Source organism: Nitrospira japonica (genome assembly GCF_900169565.1).
GTDB classification, from domain to species: Bacteria; Nitrospirota; Nitrospiria; order Nitrospirales; family Nitrospiraceae; genus Nitrospira_C; species Nitrospira_C japonica_A.
In genome coordinates this window covers 2730929-2750484 of sequence record NZ_LT828648.1, presented here as the reverse complement: position 1 = coordinate 2750484, position 19556 = coordinate 2730929, and the positions used below count along the sequence as shown (strand labels likewise).

Below are 19556 nucleotides of genomic sequence, written 5' to 3'. Positions count from 1 at the left end.
AGGGGCAACCTCTGTTTACTTTGCGGCCGGTTGAGGCTCAGCAGGAGGCATGGGAGCCGTCGCCTTTTCAGCAGAAGGCATAGGTGCCGTTGCCTTCTCAGCAGAGGGCATGGGAGCCGTCGCCTTCATCGAGGGAGCCTTGAGGGCGGCTTCATATTCCTCCTCGCTGATCTCCTTCACCTCGGAAGACTGCAACGTCACCATGCTTCCTGATTTTGCATCCTTGATCTTCACGGCCCCGCCTCTGCCGGCATCCTTCATCTCCGTGGTGTAGTAGGTCTTGCCGGAAGCCGGATCGGTCACGCGGTAATAACTGGTGCAGCCGGCGACCATCGTCATCAGTCCAAAGAGCACCAGCCCAGTAGCGAAATGTTTCCCCATGCCATCCTCCTGTTCTCGACAGTGAATTCCTGCGCCCATGATTCGAATATTGCCCGTCCCGTACGGAAAGGCGCTGCAGTCTACCGGAAAATCAGCGCGCTGTCTATTCTGATCTTCCCTAGTTAATGGGCGCTCGCTCCACGAATGTGCCGCGTTTTCCTTCCTGGAGAAGTTTCTTCGGGTCGAGCATTCCATAGAGCTCGATCATCTTCGCCACCAGCCCGGTCCACCCCGTTTGATGACTGGCTCCCAGCCCCGCACCGTCGTCCCCGTGGAAATATTCATAGAACAGGATATGGTCGCGCCAGTGCGCGTCGTCCTGAAATTTCTTGCAGCCGCCGTATACCGGCCGCTTTCCCTGCGCGTCGCGCAAAAAGATGCCGGTCAGACGGTCGGCAATCTCCTTGCTCACTTCGAAGAGATTCATCATCCGGCCGGATCCGGTCGGGCACTCCACCTTGAAACTGTCCCCATAGTACAGATAGTAGGACAGGAGGGCTCGTATGATCATCGCATTGACCGGCATCCATACCGGTCCGCGCCAGTTGGAATTGCCTCCGAACATGCCCGTATTCGATTCTGCCGGCAGATAGTCCACCCGGTACTCCTGGCCGCCGGTATGAAACACATAGGGATGCGTCTGATGATACTTGGACAGCGACCGGATGCCGTAGGGGCTCAGGAACTCCTGTTCGTCCAGCATCTTCGACAAGATCCTGCGCAACCGGTCCTGATTGACCAGCGCGAAGATTCCACGGTTGTTCACTCCCTGATGGCCGGGACCCGTGAGATGCACGGAACGAAGAAGCTCCGGCATCTGCAGGACCCGCTCTTGAAATCGGGCCGTCGCCTCGGGAACCCTGGCGCGCTGCCATTCTTCGACCACAGACGTCGCACACAGCGGCAGTAATCCCACCATGGAACGAACCTTGAGCCTCGTGGCGCTCCCGTCAGGCAGCCGCAGCAAATCATAATAGAACCCGTCCTCCTCGTCCCACATGCCATCGGGTCCCGGCTTGTTCATGGCCGCGGCGATATAGAGAAAGTGCTCGACGAACTTCGAGACCATGTCGAGATAGGCGCGATCGTGCGGGACGATCTCCACGGCGAGTTCCAGCATGTTCTGGCTGAACAGCGCCATCCAGGCCGTGCCGTCGGCCTGCTCCAAATGGCCTCCCGTGGGCAAGGCCGCGCTTCGATCGAACACGCCGATGTTGTCGAGCCCGAGAAATCCGCCCTCGAACACGTTCTTTCCGAAACGGTCCTTGCGGTTCATCCACCAGGTGAAGTTGAGCAAGAGTTTGTTGAAAGCGGACTTGAGAAAATCGATATCGCCTTCGCCACGAATCGCCAGCTCGGTGCGGTGAAGAAACAACGTGGCCCACGCATGTACCGGAGGATTGACGTCGCTGAAGTTCCACTCATAAGCAGGAATCTGGCCGCTGGGATGCTGATAGACGCCTCGCAACATCAGTTGCATTTGCTGTTTGGCAAAGTCGGGATCCACGATCGACAGCGGCAACGTATGAAAGGCCAGATCCCATGCGGCATACCAGGGGTACTCCCACTTGTCCGGCATGGAAATAATATCGCGGTTGATCATGTGGAACCATTCGCGATTGCGAAACTCCCGACTTTCCCGATGCAACGGATGCGCGCGGTGTTCCTCGAGCCATTGGTCCGCGTCGAGAAAATAGTACTGCTTGCTCCACAGCATGCCCGCCAGGGCCTGGCGCATCACGTTGGCCGCGTCAGGAGCAACGGAAGGCGGAGTCACCGCCTTGTAAAACTCGTCGGCGTCTTTGACGCGCTCGCTGAGGATTTTGTCAAACGCCGCGCCGAACGGCGCGGTATCTTCCCGGGGACCGACGAGTCGGATCAAACGCAATTTCACTGTCGCCGACCGGCCCGGCTCGACCGTGAACCGGTAATGCGGCGAGACTTTCGTGCCAACTCGATCAGGATTGACCGCATCCTTCTGAGCATGCAGCACGTAATTATTGATGCCGTCCTTCACATAAGGGCTCGCATTGGGATGATCGGGAAACAGTCTCTTGTTGTTGGTTTCATTGTCCGTGAACAGCAGCGGGACGTCCCCGTCGCAGTAGAAGCTGTATTCCCCGAGTGTAGGATGCGCGGCCGATACCGCGCTGGTCCCTTTGGGACCCTTCACCTGCTTCAATACCGGCTTCTTGGCCGGCTTGGCCAGCCACTGGGCCCAGTCGTTGCGAAACCACAGGGTCGGCAACAGATGCAACTCGGCAGCGTCCGGTCCGCGATTGACCGCCGTCAGCTGTATCAACAGATCTTCCGGGTTCGCCTTGGCATATTCGACATACACGTCGAAGTATCGGTCCTGGTCGAAGACTCCGGTGTCGAGCAATTCGTATTCCATCTCCTCCCGGGTGCGCCGCTGATTCGTCGTCACGAGATCACTATAGGGATACGCCGCCTGGGGATACTTATAGAGAAATTTCATATACGAGTGCGTCGGCGTGCTGTCGAGATAGAAGTAGTACTCTTTGACGTCTTCGCCGTGGTTGGCTTCACTGTTGGTCAAGCCAAACAAGCGTTCCTTGAGAATCGGATCCTTTCCATTCCATAGCGCCAGGGCGAAACAGAGCCGCTGATTCTCGTCGGACACGCCGGCAAGTCCGTCCTCACCCCAGCGATAGGCACGGGAGCGGGCGTGATCATGCGTAAAATAGTTCCATGCGTCGCCGTTCTCGCTGTAGTCCTCCCGAACCGTTCCCCACTGCCGCTCACTCAAGTACGGCCCCCACCGCTTCCATGCGGAGCCGTCCGCGCGCAAACGAGCATGCTCGGCCGTGGCGTTCTTTTCCTCAGCCTTCATGGATTCCTCCTGTGGTCGTTCGGTACGGTCAATATTTTGCCGGTATGAACCGCCGCCCCTTCAATGAGGCTTGGTCGTCGTATTTATGCTTCTTCGAGCGGCCCGGCAACTTCACTTTTTCACGAGGCAATTTCTTATACGGAATCAGGCTCAGCAGGTGGCTGATGCAGTTGAGGCGGGCTCGTTTCTTATCATCCGAGCGTACGATATGCCAGGGCGCGTGCTTGGTGTCGGTTTTTTCCAGCATCATGTCGCGAGCGCGCGAGTACTCATACCACTTTTCCCGGGATGGAAGGTCCATCGGACTGAGCTTCCATTGACGGAGCGGATCTTCCAGGCGAGCCTCGAAGCGCCGTTCCTGCTCCTCGTTGCTCACCTCAAGCCAGTACTTGACCAGCGTCATTCCGCCGTCCACGACGTATCGCTCCACGATCGGACAGAGGTCGAGAAACCGGCGGTGGTCCTCCTTGGAACAAAAGCCCATGACGTACTCGACGCCGGCCCGGTTGTACCAACTGCGGTCGAAAATGACGATTTCACCGGCCGCGGGGAAATGCTGCACATACCGTTGCATGAACATTTGGGTTTTCTCTCGATCGGAGGGGGCCGGCAGCGCGACGACCCGAAAGACGCGCGGGCTGACCCGCTCCGTGATCGCCCGAATTGTGCCTCCCTTCCCCGCTCCGTCGCGTCCTTCGAACACGACGATGATGCGCAGCCCCTTCTCCTTGACCCAGGCCTGGAGATGACACAGTTCGGCCTGAAGTTTGCGCAATTCTCTCTCGTATTCCTTCCGCTTCAGCTTCGACTTATCGCTGTCTTTTTGACTCATAGGCCGTCCATTCGTGAAGGGCGAGCATGAGAACGAGGGACGCAGGACACGGCGGCACTATATCACAAGCCATTATTTCGCTGGCAGTACCCACGGCCCTGAAGCGGCGGGCCGATTACAGCCAGTCAACGAGGGAACCGCCCGCTCCGACCGTCGCTCGCCTCGTCATGGCACGGGGCACGGAGTCACACGCCAGATCTGCCCGGCATACTCGTTGATGGTACGGTCACTGGAAAAATTTCCTGAACTGGCAATGTTGATCGCGGCCTTCGCGGCCCAGCCCTTCTGATCGGCATACAGCCGGCCCACCTTTTCATGAGTCTCGCCATACGACTTGAGATCCGCGAGGTGCATGTAGAAGTCCCGCTTCAACAGCACGTCGCAAATCGGCCGGAAGGCGCCCGGCTCGTTCCGGCTGAAATAGTCGCTCGCAATCAAGTCCAATGCCCGTTTCGTTTCCGGTTCGTGCGCATAATGCCAGCGAGGGTCGTACCAGCCGCGGCTATCGGCGACTTCCCCGGCACTGAGGCCGAAGAGGAAGAAGTTCTCCTCGCCGGCCTCTTCCGCCATTTCAATCGTCGCCCCGTCACGCGTGCCGACGGTCAAAGCTCCGTTCATCATGAACTTCATGTTGCTCGTTCCGCTGGCTTCGTATCCGGCGGTCGAGATTTGTTCCGATACGTCGCTCGCTGGAATGAGGTATTCCGCCAAGGAGACGCGATAATCCGGGAGGAACAACACCTTCAATCGCCCACCGACAGCGGGATCGGCATTGACGGTGCCCGCCAGATTATTGATGAACTTGATGATCAGCTTCGCCAGCGTATAGGCGGGAGCCGCCTTGCCGGCAAAAATGAACGTGCGGGGCGGAAACTCCATGTTCCGGCTGTCGCGAAGCCTGTTGTACAGGACGACGATGTGCAATGCGTTCAACAACTGGCGCTTATACTCATGAATGCGCTTGATCTGGCAATCGAGCATGGTATCCGGATCGACGTGTTCGCCCGTCGTGGACTTGAGCCAATTCGCAAACCTCACCTTGGCCTCTCGTTTTGCTTTGAACACCGCGTCAAGAAAGCTTGGATCTCCGGCCAGCGGCTTGAGCCTGCCCAATTGGCGGAGATCGGTGACCCAGCCGGCGCCGATGGCCTCGGAGATCACCCGCGCCAGTCCCGGATTGCACGTCAGCAGCCAGCGCCGTGGAGTGACTCCGTTCGTCTTGTTGTTGAAACGATCGGGATACAGTTCGGCGAGATCGCGGAGCGTGGTCGACCGCAAGAGCCGGGAATGAATCGCCGCCACGCCGTTGGTGCTGTGCGATCCGACGACGGCCAGATTGGCCATACGGATCTTGCGATGTTCCCCCTCTTCCACGAGACTGATCCGCTCCGCGCGACCGTCATTCACCGGCCAGCGGCTCCGCACGACGCCCAGGAGACGACGATTGATTTCCAGGATAATGTCGAGGTGTCGAGGCACCACGGCTTCGAACCATGCAAGCGGCCACTTTTCGAGCGCCTCGGGTAACAGCGTGTGATTGGTATACGCCAACGTCCGTTGTGTCAGATCCCACGCCCGGTCCCAGCCGAGCCCGGCGTCATCGACGAGAATACGCATGAGTTCCGGAACGGCCAGTGCCGGATGGGTATCGTTCAGCTGGATGGCGACCTTCTCCGGCAATACATTCCAATCGGAATTTCCGCTTCTAAAGCGCCGTATGAGATCGCTCAACGCGCAGGCGACCAAAAAATACTCCTGCAAGAAGCGCAATCCCTGCCCCATGGAGGTGGAGTCATCGGGATATAAAACACGGGTGAGGGACTCCGCGCCGAGCGATTCCGCGAACGCGCCGACAAAGTCGCCTCGACTGAATCGCTGAAAATTAAAATAGTCGGGCGTCCCGGCTGCCCACAGTCGAAGCGTGTTGATCGTTTTTCCCCCGTATCCGATGACCGGACGATCGAACGGAATGCCCAGCAGGATCGACGGCCGTCCGAACACCGGTTTCAGCGCACCGGCCTGCAATTCGAACGAACAATTGAGTCTGACTTCGACGGCTTCATCGATTCTCGCCACCTCCCAAGGATCCGGCCTTCGCAGCCAGTTGTCCGGCTGTTCGACTTGCCATCCGTCTTGAAGCGACTGTCGGAATATTCCGTATTCATACCGCAACCCGTACCCCATGCCGGGAATCTGGAGGGTGGCCATCGATTCGATGAAACAGGCGGCCAACCGCCCGAGCCCTCCGTTTCCCAATCCGGCATCCGGCTCCATTTCTGTCAACGCCATGACGTCAAGGCCCTTTTGTCGAGCCATGTCTATGACCGCCGGATGAAGCAGCGCATTCATGACGTTATTGGCGAACGACCGGCCAAGAAGGAATTCCATGGAAAGGTAATACACACGCTTCGGATTGACCGCGGCATACGTTTGCTCGGTGCGAAGCCAGCGCTGGGAAAGGACGTCGCGGATCGAACGGGCGGCGGATTCAAACTGTTGGCGGTCAGTAGCCCGATTGACGTCGACGACATGATCGAACGTCAGATGCCGTTCGTACAGCGCGTCCCTTGTACCGGTGATTTCGACGGGTCCGCACCCATAGAGATCACGCAACGGCTGCAGCTGGTCGGATGCCGCCGATGGTTGTTCGCCTTTTCCTGTCGCCATACCGGATACCCCCTTCCATACAAATGACCGACTCCGCCACTGCTCAACCCGCATTCCCCAGTTGCGGCGTCAGGGCAACGTCCTCGTCGTGACGACCATATCGGGCCGAGAAGGATTGATCGAACTCGCGAACCTGAATCGGCTCCTTCGAACGCAAATACAACACGGCGACGGAACGGCCTTCCGACCGATAATGGGATGCAGCGATGGCCGGGGCACTTTGCCAAGGCACAATGTCCAGCGGCGCGTCCAACGCGGTGTCGATCCAACGTCGCCATGCAGACGCGCCGTCACGTACAACCGGGAGCTCGAATGTCAGCGGCTCCCAATACGCGTTCAGGATCATGTGAACCAGCAATCCTTCCTGCTTCAGCGCAGCGGTCAAGGCAATGCTGTGCGAATCGACGCTCCAATCCGGCTGGTAGAGCTTGATTCCATGCCAGGTTTTCGTGGCATGGCGGATGAGGTCGCTCAGACACGTTTGCCGGTGTTCATGCTCGACATCCCTCAAGGCCCGCCGGGCATTCAACAAGGCCACGAACCGATGAATGTCGGGATGCTTGTCGACGAGCCTCCAGTCGAACCAACTCGTTTCGTTGTCCTGACAATAGGCATTGTTGTTACCGCCTTGCGTGCGCCGGACCTCGTCACCCATGGCGATCATCGGCATCCCCAACGACAAGAGCGTGACGGCCAGAAGGTTCTTGACCTGCCGATTTCTCAACCGTTCAACGTTCGGATCGATTGCCGGCCGCTCGACGCCGCAGTTCCAACTCTTATTGTCATCGGAGCCGTCGCGATTGTGTTCCCCATTGGCCTCGTTGTGTTTGTCGTTATACGAAACGAGATCGTTCAGCGTGAAGCCGTCATGGCAGGTGACAAAGTTGACGCTCTGTTCGGGCTCCCTTTCCTTATGACCGTAGAGCTCGGGACTGCCGACCAGACGGTCGGCGAATCGCCTGGCCGATCCGCGCTCACCCCTGAAAAAGTCCCGCGCATCGTCACGGAACAGGCCGTTCCACTCCTTCCAACCGTGCCCTACGAACGATCCGACCTGGTACAGTCCCGCCGCGTCCCATGCTTCGGCGATCAACTTCGTCCCCGCCAGAACGGGGTCCGATTCGATGTCCCAGAGGATCGGCGGATTGCTCAACGGACGACCGCTTTCGTCGCGCGTGAGGATCGAGGCCAGGTCGAACCGGAAACCGTCCACGTGCATCACTTCGACCCAGTAACGAAGGCTGTCGACGATCAAACGGCGCACGATGGGATGATTGGCATTGAGCGTGTTGCCGGTCCCCGTATAATTGCTGTAGCGGCGTTGGTCCTGCTCCAAAAGATAATACGCGGCATTATCCAGCCCTCGATAACAGAAGGTCGGACCGTCCTCATTTCCCTCCGCCGTGTGGTTATAGACGACGTCCAGGATGACCTCGATGTCCGCCCGATGCAGCGCCTTGACCATGTCGCGGAATTCATCGATCGCTCCCACCGGATCCTGACGTGAACTATATGCCTGGTGAGGAGCAAAAAAAGACACCGGCGAATACCCCCAGTAGTTCACCCGCTCGGGAGGACAATCCTGGGCATCGAACTGGAATACCGGCAACAACTCCACTGCGGTTATACCCAGTTGCTTGAGATACGGAATCTTCTCGATCAACCCCGCGTACGTTCCACGAGACTTTTGTGCGACACCGGAACTGGGATCACGGGTAAACCCTCGTACGTGCATTTCGTAAATGATCGTTCGAGCCGACGGTCGCTTGAGCGGACGATCTCCTTCCCAATCGTAGGTATCCGGATCCACCACTACGCTCTTCATGGCACGATCGCAGGTCAACTCGGAGCGAGATGCGGGAAAACGGCAATAGCGCTCGGGGACGGCAACGGCACGGCCATACGGATCCAGCAGGATCTTGCGGGAGTCCAACCTCAACCCGCGTTCCGGATCCGAGGCTCCATGTACGCGATAGCCGTAGAGCTGACCGGCGAAAAGACCGGGAACATGGATGTGCCAGTAATGGAACGTGCGGTTCCGCGACGGATCCAGCGCGATGATCTCTTTGGGTGCCGGATCATCGACCCGATCGAACAGCAACAATTCGACGAGAGAACCGCTCCGGCAATACAGACTGAAGTTCACACCGTGAGGAGAGACCGTGGCTCCCAGGGGAGCACTCGTTCCTACCGCTACGCCTCTGCCCGGCAATCTACCCCCCCCTCAGGCGTTGTCGCCCTCAGTCGAGCTCCTGCGCTTGGTCCGCGCCGCCGCCGCTTTTCCCCATTGCCAATTCGTGACCTCGGGCATGTCTTCACCGTACGTCGAGATGTATTGCTTATGCTCGATCAACTTGTCGCGAATCGCCTGTTTGGCATAGGCGGCGCGCGGTCCCAACTGCGGCAAACGATCGATCACGTCGCCGAACAGATGAAACCGGTCCAAGTCATTCATCACCACCATGTCGAACGGCGTACTCGTGGTTCCTTCCTCCTTATACCCGCGAACGTGAAAATTATCGTGATTCGCACGACGGTACGTGAGGCGGTGTATCAGCCAGGGATAGCCGTGGAAGGCAAAGATGACCGGCTTGTCCTTCGTGAAGAGGGCGTCGAAGTCGTGATCCGTGAGGCCGTGCGGATGTTCGCTGGCGGGCTGGAGCTTCATCAGATCGACGACGTTGACCACCCGAATTTTCAGAGCGGGAAGATGCTGGTGAAGCAACTCCACGGCGGCCAACGTTTCGAGAGTGGGCACGTCGCCGCAGCAGGCCATTACCACGTCCGGTTCGCTCCCCTGATCGTTACTGGCCCATTTCCATATCCCGATGCCGGCCGTGCAATGCTTGATCGCTTCGTCCATCGGCAGCCACTGGGGAGCCGGCTGTTTGCCGGCGACGACGACGTTGACGTAGTTGCGGCTGCGCAGGCAGTGATCCGTGACGGACAGCAGCGTGTTGGCATCCGGCGGCAGATAGACGCGCACGACCTCGGCTTTCTTGTTCACGACGTGATCGATGAACCCCGGGTCCTGGTGGCTGAACCCATTGTGATCCTGCCGCCAGACATGCGAACTGAGCAGATAATTGAGCGACGCAATAGATCGCCGCCACGGAATGTGACGGCACACTTTCAACCACTTGGCATGCTGGTTGAACATGGAATCGATGATGTGGATGAACGCTTCATAACAGGAAAAAAATCCATGGCGCCCCGTCAGCAGGTATCCCTCCAGCCATCCCTGGCACTGATGTTCGCTGAGCATCTCCATGACGCGGCCATCCGGCGCCAGATGGTCGTCAAAAGGAAAGCGCTCCGCCATCCACGCGCGATTGGTGACCTCCAACACGTCCTGCCAGCGGTTGGAGTTGTTTTCATCCGGACTGAACAAACGGAAATTTCTGTTCTGCATGTTCGATTTCATCGTGTCGCGCAGAAACTTCCCCATCACCCTGGTCGACTCAACCATGATGCCGCCCGGTTGCTTCACCGGAATGGCATAGTCACGGAAGTCGGGCAAATGTAATTCCTTGAGAAGGAGACCTCCATTGGTGTGCGGGTTGGCACTCATACGCTGATCGCCTTTGGGTGACAGGTCGGCGAGCTCGGGCTTGAGCCGGCCGGCCTTGTCGAACAACTCGTCCGGTTTGTAGCTCTTCATCCATTTTTCGAGAATCTTTACGTGCCCGGGCTGCTCATGCATTTCACCCATCGGGACTTGATGCGACCGCCAGTAATCCTCCGTGCGTTTTCCATCGATGGTCTTGGGACAGGTCCATCCTTTGGGCGATCGGAGAATGATCATGGGCCAGCGGGGCCGTTCCGTCACACCGTTCTTTCGCGCACGTGTCTGGATGCGGCGGATCTCATCCAGACACGTGTCGAGCGTGGCGGCCATGAGCCGATGCATCTTCGCCGGCTCGTGCCCTTCGACCACGTACGGCCGGTATCCATACCCGCGAAACAACTGGTCCAATTCTTCATGGCTGATGCGGGCCAACACGGTCGGATTGGCGATCTTGTAGCCGTTCAGATGCAGGACAGGAAGCACGGCGCCGTCGGACGCCGGGTTCAGAAACTTGTTGGAGTGCCAGGACGTCGCCATCGGTCCCGTTTCCGCCTCTCCATCCCCGACGACGCAGGCGACGAGCAGATCCGGATTGTCAAAGGCCGCTCCATAGGCATGTGACAGCGCGTAGCCCAATTCGCCGCCTTCATGAATCGACCCGGGCGTTTCCGGAGCGACGTGACTGGGAATCCCCCCCGGAAACGAAAACTGCTTGAACAGCCGTTTCAGCCCCTCTTCATCCTGTGAAATACTCGGATAGACCTCGCTGTAGGTCCCTTCCAAATAGGCGTTGGCCACGAGCCCCGGTCCGCCATGGCCGGGTCCCGTGATATAGATCGTGCTGAGATCCCGTTGCTTGATGGCTCGGTTCAAGTGGGCATAGATGAAATTCAGCCCGGGAGTGGTACCCCAATGACCCAAGAGACGGGGCTTGATGTGCTCTTTTTTTAGCGGTTTTCTGAGTAAGGGATTGTCGTACAGATAGATCTGTCCGACCGAAAGATAGTTTGCGGCACGCCAATAGGCGTGGATCAACTTGAGTTCTTTTTCTGACAACTCATTAGCCATCATTGCTCCTTCCCGTTGCGTACCATGAAACGACTGGCGGCAATTGTCGCTCAAACCCAAAACGAATTCCAAAGGATTTTTTGGACCGAGGCGTCGGCTCTTGAGAACGCCGCGCACCTCTGATACCAATCATGTGAGACCAAGCCTGTCTCTTGTCTCTCGAACGTTTCCGGCCTGATCATGGCCGATCGGCCGCGAATGCGGCCCGCATCGGGCGATTCATTTATGCGCGAGGGAATTCCATGAGCACGACCATTGCTATACTCGTCGGTGGAGGTCCGGCACCGGGCATCAACGCGGTCATCGCCGCCGCAACCGTGCGTTGCCTTGCGGAAGGCAACACGGTCTTGGGGGTCGAGCACGGCTTCAAACGCATCATGTACGGCGACGTCAGCAGGATTGTGCCCCTGACGCTGTCCCATGTCGACCGCCTCCACTTTCAAGGCGGCTCCATCCTCAAAACCGCACGAGCCAATCCGACCAAGAATCAGGCGCATCTCCTCCAGACCTTGCGAAGCCTGGAGAGTCTGGGGGCGACCGGACTGATCACCATCGGAGGGGACGACACGTGTTTTTCGGCGCTGACACTCGAACGGGCCGCAGAAGGGCGGTTGCGCGTCGTGCACGTGCCCAAGACCATCGATAATGATCTCGATTTGCCGCCCGGCGTCCCGACATTCGGCTTTCAAACGGCCCGCCATGAAGGCACCCATGCGGTCAAGAGCATTCTCGAAGATGCCTCGACAACCTCCGATTGGTTTTTCGTCGTCGCCATGGGACGAAAAGCCGGGCACCTCGCTTTGGGAATCGGCAAAGCAGCCGGAGCGACCCTCACGCTGATAGCGGAGGAGTTTCCCAATCGCCCGGTCCGATTGGGCCAGATCGCGGATCTCGTAACGGGCTCGATCATCAAGCGGCTTGCTCAGGGACGAGAAGACGGAGTCGTCGTCCTCGCAGAGGGGCTCGCAGAAATCATCGCGCCTCAAGACTTGGCCGCCGTATCGACCGTCTCCCGGGACGAGCACGGCCACATGGAATTGGCCGAACTGGACTTGGGACACGTCTTGAAGGGCGAAGTCGTCAAGCGATTGGCGCTCTGCAGCCTCGCTCCGAGGATCAGGGTGAAAGATATCGGCTTTGAGCTGCGCTGCGCCGACCCCATACCATTCGACATGGAGTACTGTCGGGACTTGGGATGCTGCGCCGCCGAATATCTGATGTCCGGGGGAACAGGCGCAATGGTATCCATCGTCGAGGGCAAATTCCGACCCATGCCGTTCCATGGAATTTTGGATCCCGTGACTGGACGGACCCGTGTCCGAATGGTGGATATCGAAGCCGATTCCTATCGTATCGCCCGCCGCTACATGACCCGCTTGGAACGAGAAGATTTTGAGGACACCGAGAGGCTGACTTCCGTGGCCCGAGCAGCGTGTGCAACCCCGGAGGTATTCCTGAACCGATTCGCTTCCGTAGCCGAACACGAGCGCGAGACACGTCGCTGACGTGTAGAGCCCGACGTCCCTGGAGATTCTCTCAACTCAGCGCGGCTCGGTGCTCTGCCACAGGCCACGAATCGGTCCAGTCGCAACCCCTCACCATTCTTTTGGCGATCTGCGCCGTCATGATCCCCATTGCTCGCCGTCTGGGGATCGGACCGGAACTCGGCTTGTTGCTGTCCGGAATCGGCGCCCCCCGATGCGGGGCCTCGATGCTCCACCCTCTTGATCCGGTGATTTCTCTGTCGAGGATACTCCAAGTCCTCGGATCAACGGCTTGACCCTTTTCGACACCGATGATAGCCTTTCGCGATTTTACGCGTATTCCGACGCAAGCCGCCGAGGGTAATCGATGCCGAGTCTTCAATCAGTCCGACGCAAAATCGACTCCGTCAAGAAAACACAAAAGATCACGAAAGCCATGAAAATGGTCGCGGCGGCCAAGCTCAAGCGTACGCAGGAACGCATTCTTGCCGCCAGGCCCTATGCGCTGAAGATGCGTGACGCGATTCGCACCCTCAGCCGGCGCGTGAACCGGGACGCACACCCCCTTCTCAAGAAGCGGGAAGGTCATCGTATCGAGGTAGCCGTGGTCACGAGCGACCGAGGGTTGTGCGGCGCCTTCAATGCCAACATCCTGCGAACGGCGGCGGCGGCCTTGAAAGAATTCGAGTCGGCCGGAGCCAAGGTCCAGGTCATCGTCATCGGCCGGAAAGGACGCGATTTTTTCCGACGACGCGGCTGGACAGTGCGTCGTGAGATCGTGGACGTCTTCGACAAACTCTCATTTGAGCATGGAATGTTGTTGGGCAACGAACTCCAGGCCCTTGAGAATTACTCGGCGAATCGCATCGACGCGGTCTATGCGATTTACAACGAGTTCAAGTCGGCCATACAACAACGGGTGGTCGTTGAACGGCTGCTCCCGCTCGACTGGGTCGTCGAGATCTCGGACCTGAAGGAGGCTGACCGGGGAACCGAACAAGTACCGGGCGGGTATCTGTACGAGCCGAGCGAGGACGAATTGCTCGAGCAGCTGCTGCACCGGAACTTTCATATTCAGGCCTATCGCATGCTGCTGGAATCGTCGGCGGCCGAACAAGGCGCTCGCATGGCGGCGATGGACGGCGCCACACGCAACGCCGGCGAATTGATCAAGAAACTGACCGTCTACTACAACAAGACCAGGCAGGCGGCCATCACGAAGGAGCTGATGGACATCGTCGGAGGAGCGGAAGCCCTGAAGTAGCAAAGAGGACTCGTACTCCCGCTGTACGTCGAGCGTGCGAGCGACGCGAGATACCGCTGGAGGACAATTTCAGCAACCTGCTAGAACGTCTTGAACATGTAGCGTACTCCCATCTCGATATTCCAGATGTAGGCTCCCGGCAAGTCACGCCCCCAGATCCCGACACCCGGACGCACATAGGCCCCGAGCGTGCCGACCAGGTTTCGCCCCCCCTCAAACTCCACCGTCATACTGCTCTTCGCATTCTGCTCAAAGTTGACCTGCAACACGGCGTTGAGAATGGTCCACCAATGTCTGCCCCAGAATGAATTCAGCTGGGCGGTGGTATTCAGGAAGGATACGTTTTGCCGGGACGGATCGCCGCCGACCGAGGTCTGATATTGCACCAGGCCGATGAGAAATGAGTCCCATCGGGGAAGAAACCGAGCGGTGGCAAGTGCGGGACCGACCGTATATTTGCCAAATCCCAATCCCGGTTCGGCTGCCGTAGGCATGGTCGTGACCGCGCCGATCAGCACGGCATATTCGGGCGTATTGTATGCGCGCCAGCCCGCCGTAATAGCCAGATCGCTCATGCCGTGCAGGTTGGTCGCTCCCGGCCTACTGGGATCGACCGTCTTCAGAAAAGGCAGGTCGAAGCGCAGCAGGTAGTTGCCCCGAAACGGGAGATCGACTCGCGCCACCGTGGCAGTCGCATGCGTGCTCTGGGGAAGATCAAGATATTGGCTCGATAGTTGGAGCCGCCCCACGATGGCGGTGGGATCAGTTCCGTACCTGGCAGCCAGCTTTCTCAGCCGTTCCGCCTCTTCTTCCTCTTGGGGCGTCAGATTTTTGGGGGCGATCCGCTTGAACAGGCGGGTTCTGCGTTTCGTACCGTCGGGGGCATTGGGATCGACCGGTCCCTGTTCGGAGCCCGGTTCGTCTTCACTCTCTACCGACTGTTCCTCGACCGTCTCGGTTTCCGATACGGGATCGGAAATCCCGGTTTCGGCGATCGACGGATGGTGCCCGAGCAGCACCACAAACGCGATTATCGCTGCTCGGGTTCTCGATCCGTGATGCTTCGCGCGGCACACCACCCTATTTCATCAGCTTCTCTGCGCTCTCGCGAAGCTTGAGCGACTTCGGATTGCCGACTTCTTTTTTCACGATCACATCCGTCGGACGAACCTCTCGTCCATAATAGGCCTTGTTCGAATCATTGGAAACGGTCACCCCCGAGCCATCCAGCGCGATCCCCGCAAACGCACCCTTCTTCTTGGCATACGAGACGATATCCGCGCTGATCCCCTTGGCGGCGATCCCCGCGCCGACCGGTCCGACGGCCATACCGGCGTTCGCTCCGAGCTTGAAGTCGTTTGTATAAAACTCTTCCAAGCCCTTTTGCGTTCTCACGACCAATACCATTTCAGATACATCAGCGCCGATCTGCAGGCCGAAACTGGCCGACCCGATGTTGTAGAACACCGGATCGCTCCACTTGCCGGACTTTTCGTCGCGGACGATCAATACGCCGCTGCCGCCGGCACCGCCGAAAATGAAGGCTCCCCGCATGAACTGTGGAATGATGAACAGTGCCTTGGACTCCTTCCCCAGCTCTTTGAGAGCGGCCTTCATGCCTTCGTCCTCGCCAAACGAGTCCAATGTCATTTTGGCTTTGTCCACCACCTGCTGCTGATCCGGGGCGTCCGCTGACAAGGCCGGAGACGCGGCATATCCTCCGAGGACCGCGCAAACGGCCATTCCAACCGCCGCCGCTCTGAACCGCATCCCAAGTCTCCGTAAATCTGTGATCATGTCGAACCTCCTGTTGGTAAAACGCATCGCCTTCTTGCCTGTCCCTTCCGGAGCGCGCAAAACCCTAATAGAACGACCGACAAAAGTAAAGCCGGTATTGATCGATGAAACGGAATGTCACTGCTGCCAGACCATCTATTTTTTCGCCGGAGCCGCGGGCGTCCCGGTCGGTTCGTTGGGCGGTTCTTCATCGATTTCATCAGGCCCGATCAACGAATCCACGAGATTATTCGTCGGGGAATAGCGTGAGGACGTTCGGTCGCGCGCGAAGTCCGACACGATGCTGCCCCACGTGATCCGACCGGCTTCCCGCAAGTACACCGGATCCTCGGTCAGGGCTTCCTCCTGAAACGATCCCTCAGCAGTCGAAGCCCAAACCAAATCGCCCGTTTCTGTATCCCAAATCTGCAGGCTAAGTCTGAGGATGCTGGATCGGATACGAATGACATTGATCTCCAAGGCCGGCACCTTCCAACGATCGTACAGAGTCTGCGTAAAGGCGGCCAGGCGGGGTTGGAGAACGTAGCGCACACCCAATGCCTGCCCAACCTTCTTGAGCGGGTCACGATCGAGAATGTTGCTTTGCTCGTAATCCATCCTCATGCGGGTGTATTCGGGGGTCAGCCCCGCCCGATTGATGCGTGACGCAGCTTCCAGAGGAGGAACCAGCACCATGGTGGGAGAGACTCGCTCGACGACGCGTTTGAGGGACAAGGCCAAGCCAACCTCGTTCCCGTGCAACCCGGGCGACGTCAGGGCCTCGAGTATGCCGACCCGTTCATGCTTCAACATCGCGACACTGAACTCAGGAGGCTTCCTCGTCGACTCGGTCCTGACCTCCCACAGATAGACCGATCCCGGACAACCTGTAAGACAAAGGAGAAGGATTATCAAGCCGGCATGCCAGGCGGAATGGTTCATCGTCATTGAAGTCGTCCGATGCATCAGATCACCACCTTCAGCAGCAAGGAAAACACTTCTCCCATCGGAATCTGGGTCACGGCCACGGGCAGGAGTGGCAGCAACGCCATGACGATGAGCTTGATCACGTCGTCCTTTTGCAGCGGAAAGATCGACATGTTCCGGACCGCGGCGACCGAGTGGCCCAAGTGGGTGACGGAACGGAAATCCGGCATGCTCGCGTCGAGATCCTCCCGCTTCGGAGCCGCGTGAATCCATCGCTCTTCGACGAGTTGAATCTGACGCGATGCCAATGCTCCGTACCGAAACGCCGCTTCCTCCTTCGCCTTGTATAGAGGACGCATGAATACCCACAGCGGGCCCACGATCAAGATGAGGATGATGACGACGAATCCCACCACATGCCATTGGTATTGAAAAGGCGAATCCCCCTCGTACATGACGAAATCCGCCATCGTTCCGGCGACGAGGGCTCCTTCGGCGAAGGCGAACGGCACGAACGCCTGAACGGAATCGCTCAAGAATCCCAACCCGCCTACCCCATCGCGATGGGACGGCGTAATCTGCACATTCAGCTTCGACACCTGCCGAAGAAACCACCACCACATGCCGATCCGAAACAGCCATCGCCACAGGAGAAACGCATACAGTGGGAACGCCACCAGAATATACCAGTATCCCGCAAGCGAGAGTGTGATATGCCCGTCGATGCTTGGAGCGCGCCACGTCGGATGATGAAGACCATAGAGATACACGATGACGGCGGCGAGACTGTGCAGGTAGGCGACCCCGACCAGCAGACCATCCGTGAGGCCGGAACGGCTCACGTCGACGGCCTTGCGAACGATCGCGTCGAACCGGGCTCGGATCTCTACTTTCACGAGATGGGCGTCGAGAAACTGCCGGACCACGGTTCGAAGCTGTTCCTCGCAAATCGATTCTCCGACGAGCAAGACCGGCACGGTGATCAGAAACCGCACGTTGATGATGAAGTCCATCAGAAACGATTCCAGGCGCGTCGGTCCCATGGCCAAACCCTGCACGGCCGCCAACAGCAGCATCGGCAGCCACGCGACGAGCAGGGCAAAGAGCACGCGACGCCCCATCCGCCGCCGACCATCCTGGAGCAGGCCGAGCTTTTCTTCGATTCGGTAGGCCGGCCCGTCGTCGAACAAGGTGTACGGGGGACATGAATCAGGGCTGGAAGACTCAACGCGCGGCATCGGGCGGCGAATTCCTCAGAATTTCAACACGTGAAATTTCCATGGATCCAGATCGACATACAGTCCGCTCTTGGTCAACTGATCGCCCTGACGATCGAACACCTCTCCGCTGATGACGTCGGCGAGTCTCCAGGAGCGTCCCCCGAGATCGTTCCACGGCAGCATCACTTCTGCCTGCGCATCGGCCGGCGAAAGATTGGCGGCGATCAGGTGCCGCTTGTCGCCTTTACGCCAGCACCAGGCCAGGAGATTCATGAACGTCTGGTTGTCCGGCCATCCCCGGCGCTCGCACAGTGACCACTCCCCGCTCCTCAGATCGTCCGTCCCCAGAAATCGCAAGAGCGTCCGGTAAAAGCTCCGCAACCTTTCGTCGGCCGGCTCGTCCAGCCGGCGGCGCAGAAATACCGGCAGCCTCACCCGACGGCCCTCGAACTGTCCTTCGTGAAAGAGCTTGGCTCCAGGCAGGGCGGCCGCCGTCAAGGCAGCCGCCGCCACCCTGCCGGCCTCGAACGCCGCCGATGCCCTCGGCTCATCGTGATTCTCGATGAAGCGGACGAGCCGCTCCTGATAGGGCAGATCGGCGCAGAGATGCAACCGCACCGTCTCGGCCGCGTTGTGCTCCAATCGATCATAGAGCCGCTTGTCGTAGCAGTAGTCGAACCCCTGCTGTTGGAGGTCCCACTCCAAATCCCAATAGGCTTCGGCGATGAAGAGGACCTGTGCATGACGCTTCCGGACCGCCGAGATCACTTCGGGCCAATAGTCCGTCGCCGGCTTGACCCCGGCCCGCGCGCCCCAGGTCCGTTCGAAGATCGGATTCATGAGGAGCATGGCCATGTCGCATCGCATACCGTCGCATTGATCGGCGATCGAATCGACGGTGTCGATGGCGGCCGTGCGCAAGCCGGGGGCGAAGGCATTCAGTTGCAACACGTCCGGCCAGGCGGGGAAGTAAGGATCCCGCCCGCAGGCCAGCACTCTGCCCCCGACGCGGATGAAGTCGTCGGGCTGCCGGGCTGCATCGTCGTCCGTCCCCTGGATGAAATACTCCGGATGGTCGTTCACCCACGGATGATCCGGCGCCACATGATTCGGCACGAAGTCCAGAATCAGCCGAAGGCCGCGGGCGGCCAGTTTCTTTCTGGCGGAAGCCAGTCCCTGCGGTCCTCCCAGCTGGGCATCCACGACGTAGCGACGCACACAATAGGGTGACCCGACGTTGTCTTGCGGGGCAAAATCAGGCAGGGCTCGGCGGAAATCCTCCAGGAGCCCGTTATTCTTCATGGAGATTGCGATTCCCGCCGGACTGCGTTCCCATACGCCCATGAACCACACCGCATCGAACCCATAGGCCCCGATGGCGTCCCATTCCGCATCGGGCACCGTCGCCAGCGTCACGGTCTTGCCGTACTTTCGGCTGAGTTCGTAGAGCCACACCCAGGTGTTGATTTCATAGATGACCGGTCGCTTCGGCCAGCCGCCTTTCATCGTCGTCTC

General features: G+C 58.8%; 13 protein-coding genes. 2 read left to right on the top strand and 11 right to left on the bottom strand.

Annotation, left to right across the window (positions count from 1 at the left end; all coding sequences use genetic code 11):
- Positions 1-15: 15 nt before the first annotated feature.
- From NSJP_RS13175 to NSJP_RS13150, 6 genes are all read right to left on the bottom strand, one after another.
- A complete protein-coding gene (locus NSJP_RS13175; RefSeq protein ID WP_080887338.1) occupies positions 16-381 on the bottom strand; it encodes a hypothetical protein in 366 nt (121 codons plus the stop codon).
- Positions 382-499: 118 nt separating this feature from the next.
- Positions 500-3235 (bottom strand): MGH1-like glycoside hydrolase domain-containing protein, encoded by a 2736-nt coding sequence (locus tag NSJP_RS13170; protein WP_155970191.1) that lies wholly within the window; start codon positions 3233-3235, stop codon positions 500-502.
- 28 nt (positions 3236-3263) lie between these two features.
- On the bottom strand, positions 3264-4067 hold the full coding sequence (gene ppk2, locus NSJP_RS13165) for a polyphosphate kinase 2 (protein WP_080887337.1): 804 nt from the start codon (positions 4065-4067) through the stop codon (positions 3264-3266).
- Between the two features lie 165 nt (positions 4068-4232).
- A complete protein-coding gene (locus NSJP_RS13160; RefSeq protein ID WP_080887336.1) occupies positions 4233-6734 on the bottom strand; it encodes a glycogen/starch/alpha-glucan phosphorylase in 2502 nt (833 codons plus the stop codon).
- 43 nt (positions 6735-6777) lie between these two features.
- On the bottom strand, positions 6778-8946 hold the full coding sequence (gene glgX, locus NSJP_RS13155) for a glycogen debranching protein GlgX (RefSeq protein WP_080887335.1): 2169 nt from the start codon (positions 8944-8946) through the stop codon (positions 6778-6780).
- Between the two features lie 12 nt (positions 8947-8958).
- Positions 8959-11370 (bottom strand): phosphoketolase family protein, encoded by a 2412-nt coding sequence (locus NSJP_RS13150; protein ID WP_080888595.1) that lies wholly within the window; start codon positions 11368-11370, stop codon positions 8959-8961.
- A 242-nt stretch (positions 11371-11612) separates the two neighbouring features.
- Between NSJP_RS13150 and pfp the strand changes: the two genes are divergently transcribed.
- Positions 11613-12875 carry a diphosphate--fructose-6-phosphate 1-phosphotransferase gene (gene pfp, locus NSJP_RS13145; protein WP_080887334.1) on the top strand — a complete coding sequence of 421 codons (1263 nt, stop codon included), beginning with the start codon at positions 11613-11615 and terminating at the stop codon, positions 12873-12875.
- A gap of 346 nt (positions 12876-13221) precedes the next feature.
- The gene (gene atpG, locus NSJP_RS13140; RefSeq protein WP_080887333.1) at positions 13222-14118 is read left to right on the top strand and encodes an ATP synthase F1 subunit gamma; all 897 of its coding nucleotides are present in this window, start codon (positions 13222-13224) and stop codon (positions 14116-14118) included.
- Between the two features lie 80 nt (positions 14119-14198).
- Here atpG and NSJP_RS13135 read toward each other — a convergent pair whose 3' ends face one another.
- The 5 genes from NSJP_RS13135 to NSJP_RS13115 form a co-directional block, all read right to left on the bottom strand.
- Positions 14199-15140, bottom strand: coding sequence for a hypothetical protein (locus NSJP_RS13135; protein WP_155970189.1), 942 nt, complete (start codon positions 15138-15140; stop codon positions 14199-14201).
- A gap of 58 nt (positions 15141-15198) precedes the next feature.
- Positions 15199-15915, bottom strand: coding sequence for a lipid-binding SYLF domain-containing protein (locus NSJP_RS13130; protein WP_197685420.1), 717 nt, complete (start codon positions 15913-15915; stop codon positions 15199-15201).
- A gap of 135 nt (positions 15916-16050) precedes the next feature.
- The gene (locus NSJP_RS13125; protein WP_080887330.1) at positions 16051-16842 is read right to left on the bottom strand and encodes a hypothetical protein; all 792 of its coding nucleotides are present in this window, start codon (positions 16840-16842) and stop codon (positions 16051-16053) included.
- A 17-nt stretch (positions 16843-16859) separates the two neighbouring features.
- Positions 16860-18059 (bottom strand): hypothetical protein, encoded by a 1200-nt coding sequence (locus NSJP_RS13120; protein ID WP_080887329.1) that lies wholly within the window; start codon positions 18057-18059, stop codon positions 16860-16862.
- A gap of 15 nt (positions 18060-18074) precedes the next feature.
- On the bottom strand, positions 18075-19547 hold the full coding sequence (locus tag NSJP_RS13115; protein WP_080887328.1) for an alpha-amylase family glycosyl hydrolase: 1473 nt from the start codon (positions 19545-19547) through the stop codon (positions 18075-18077).
- Between the last annotated feature and the right edge of the window lie 9 nt (positions 19548-19556).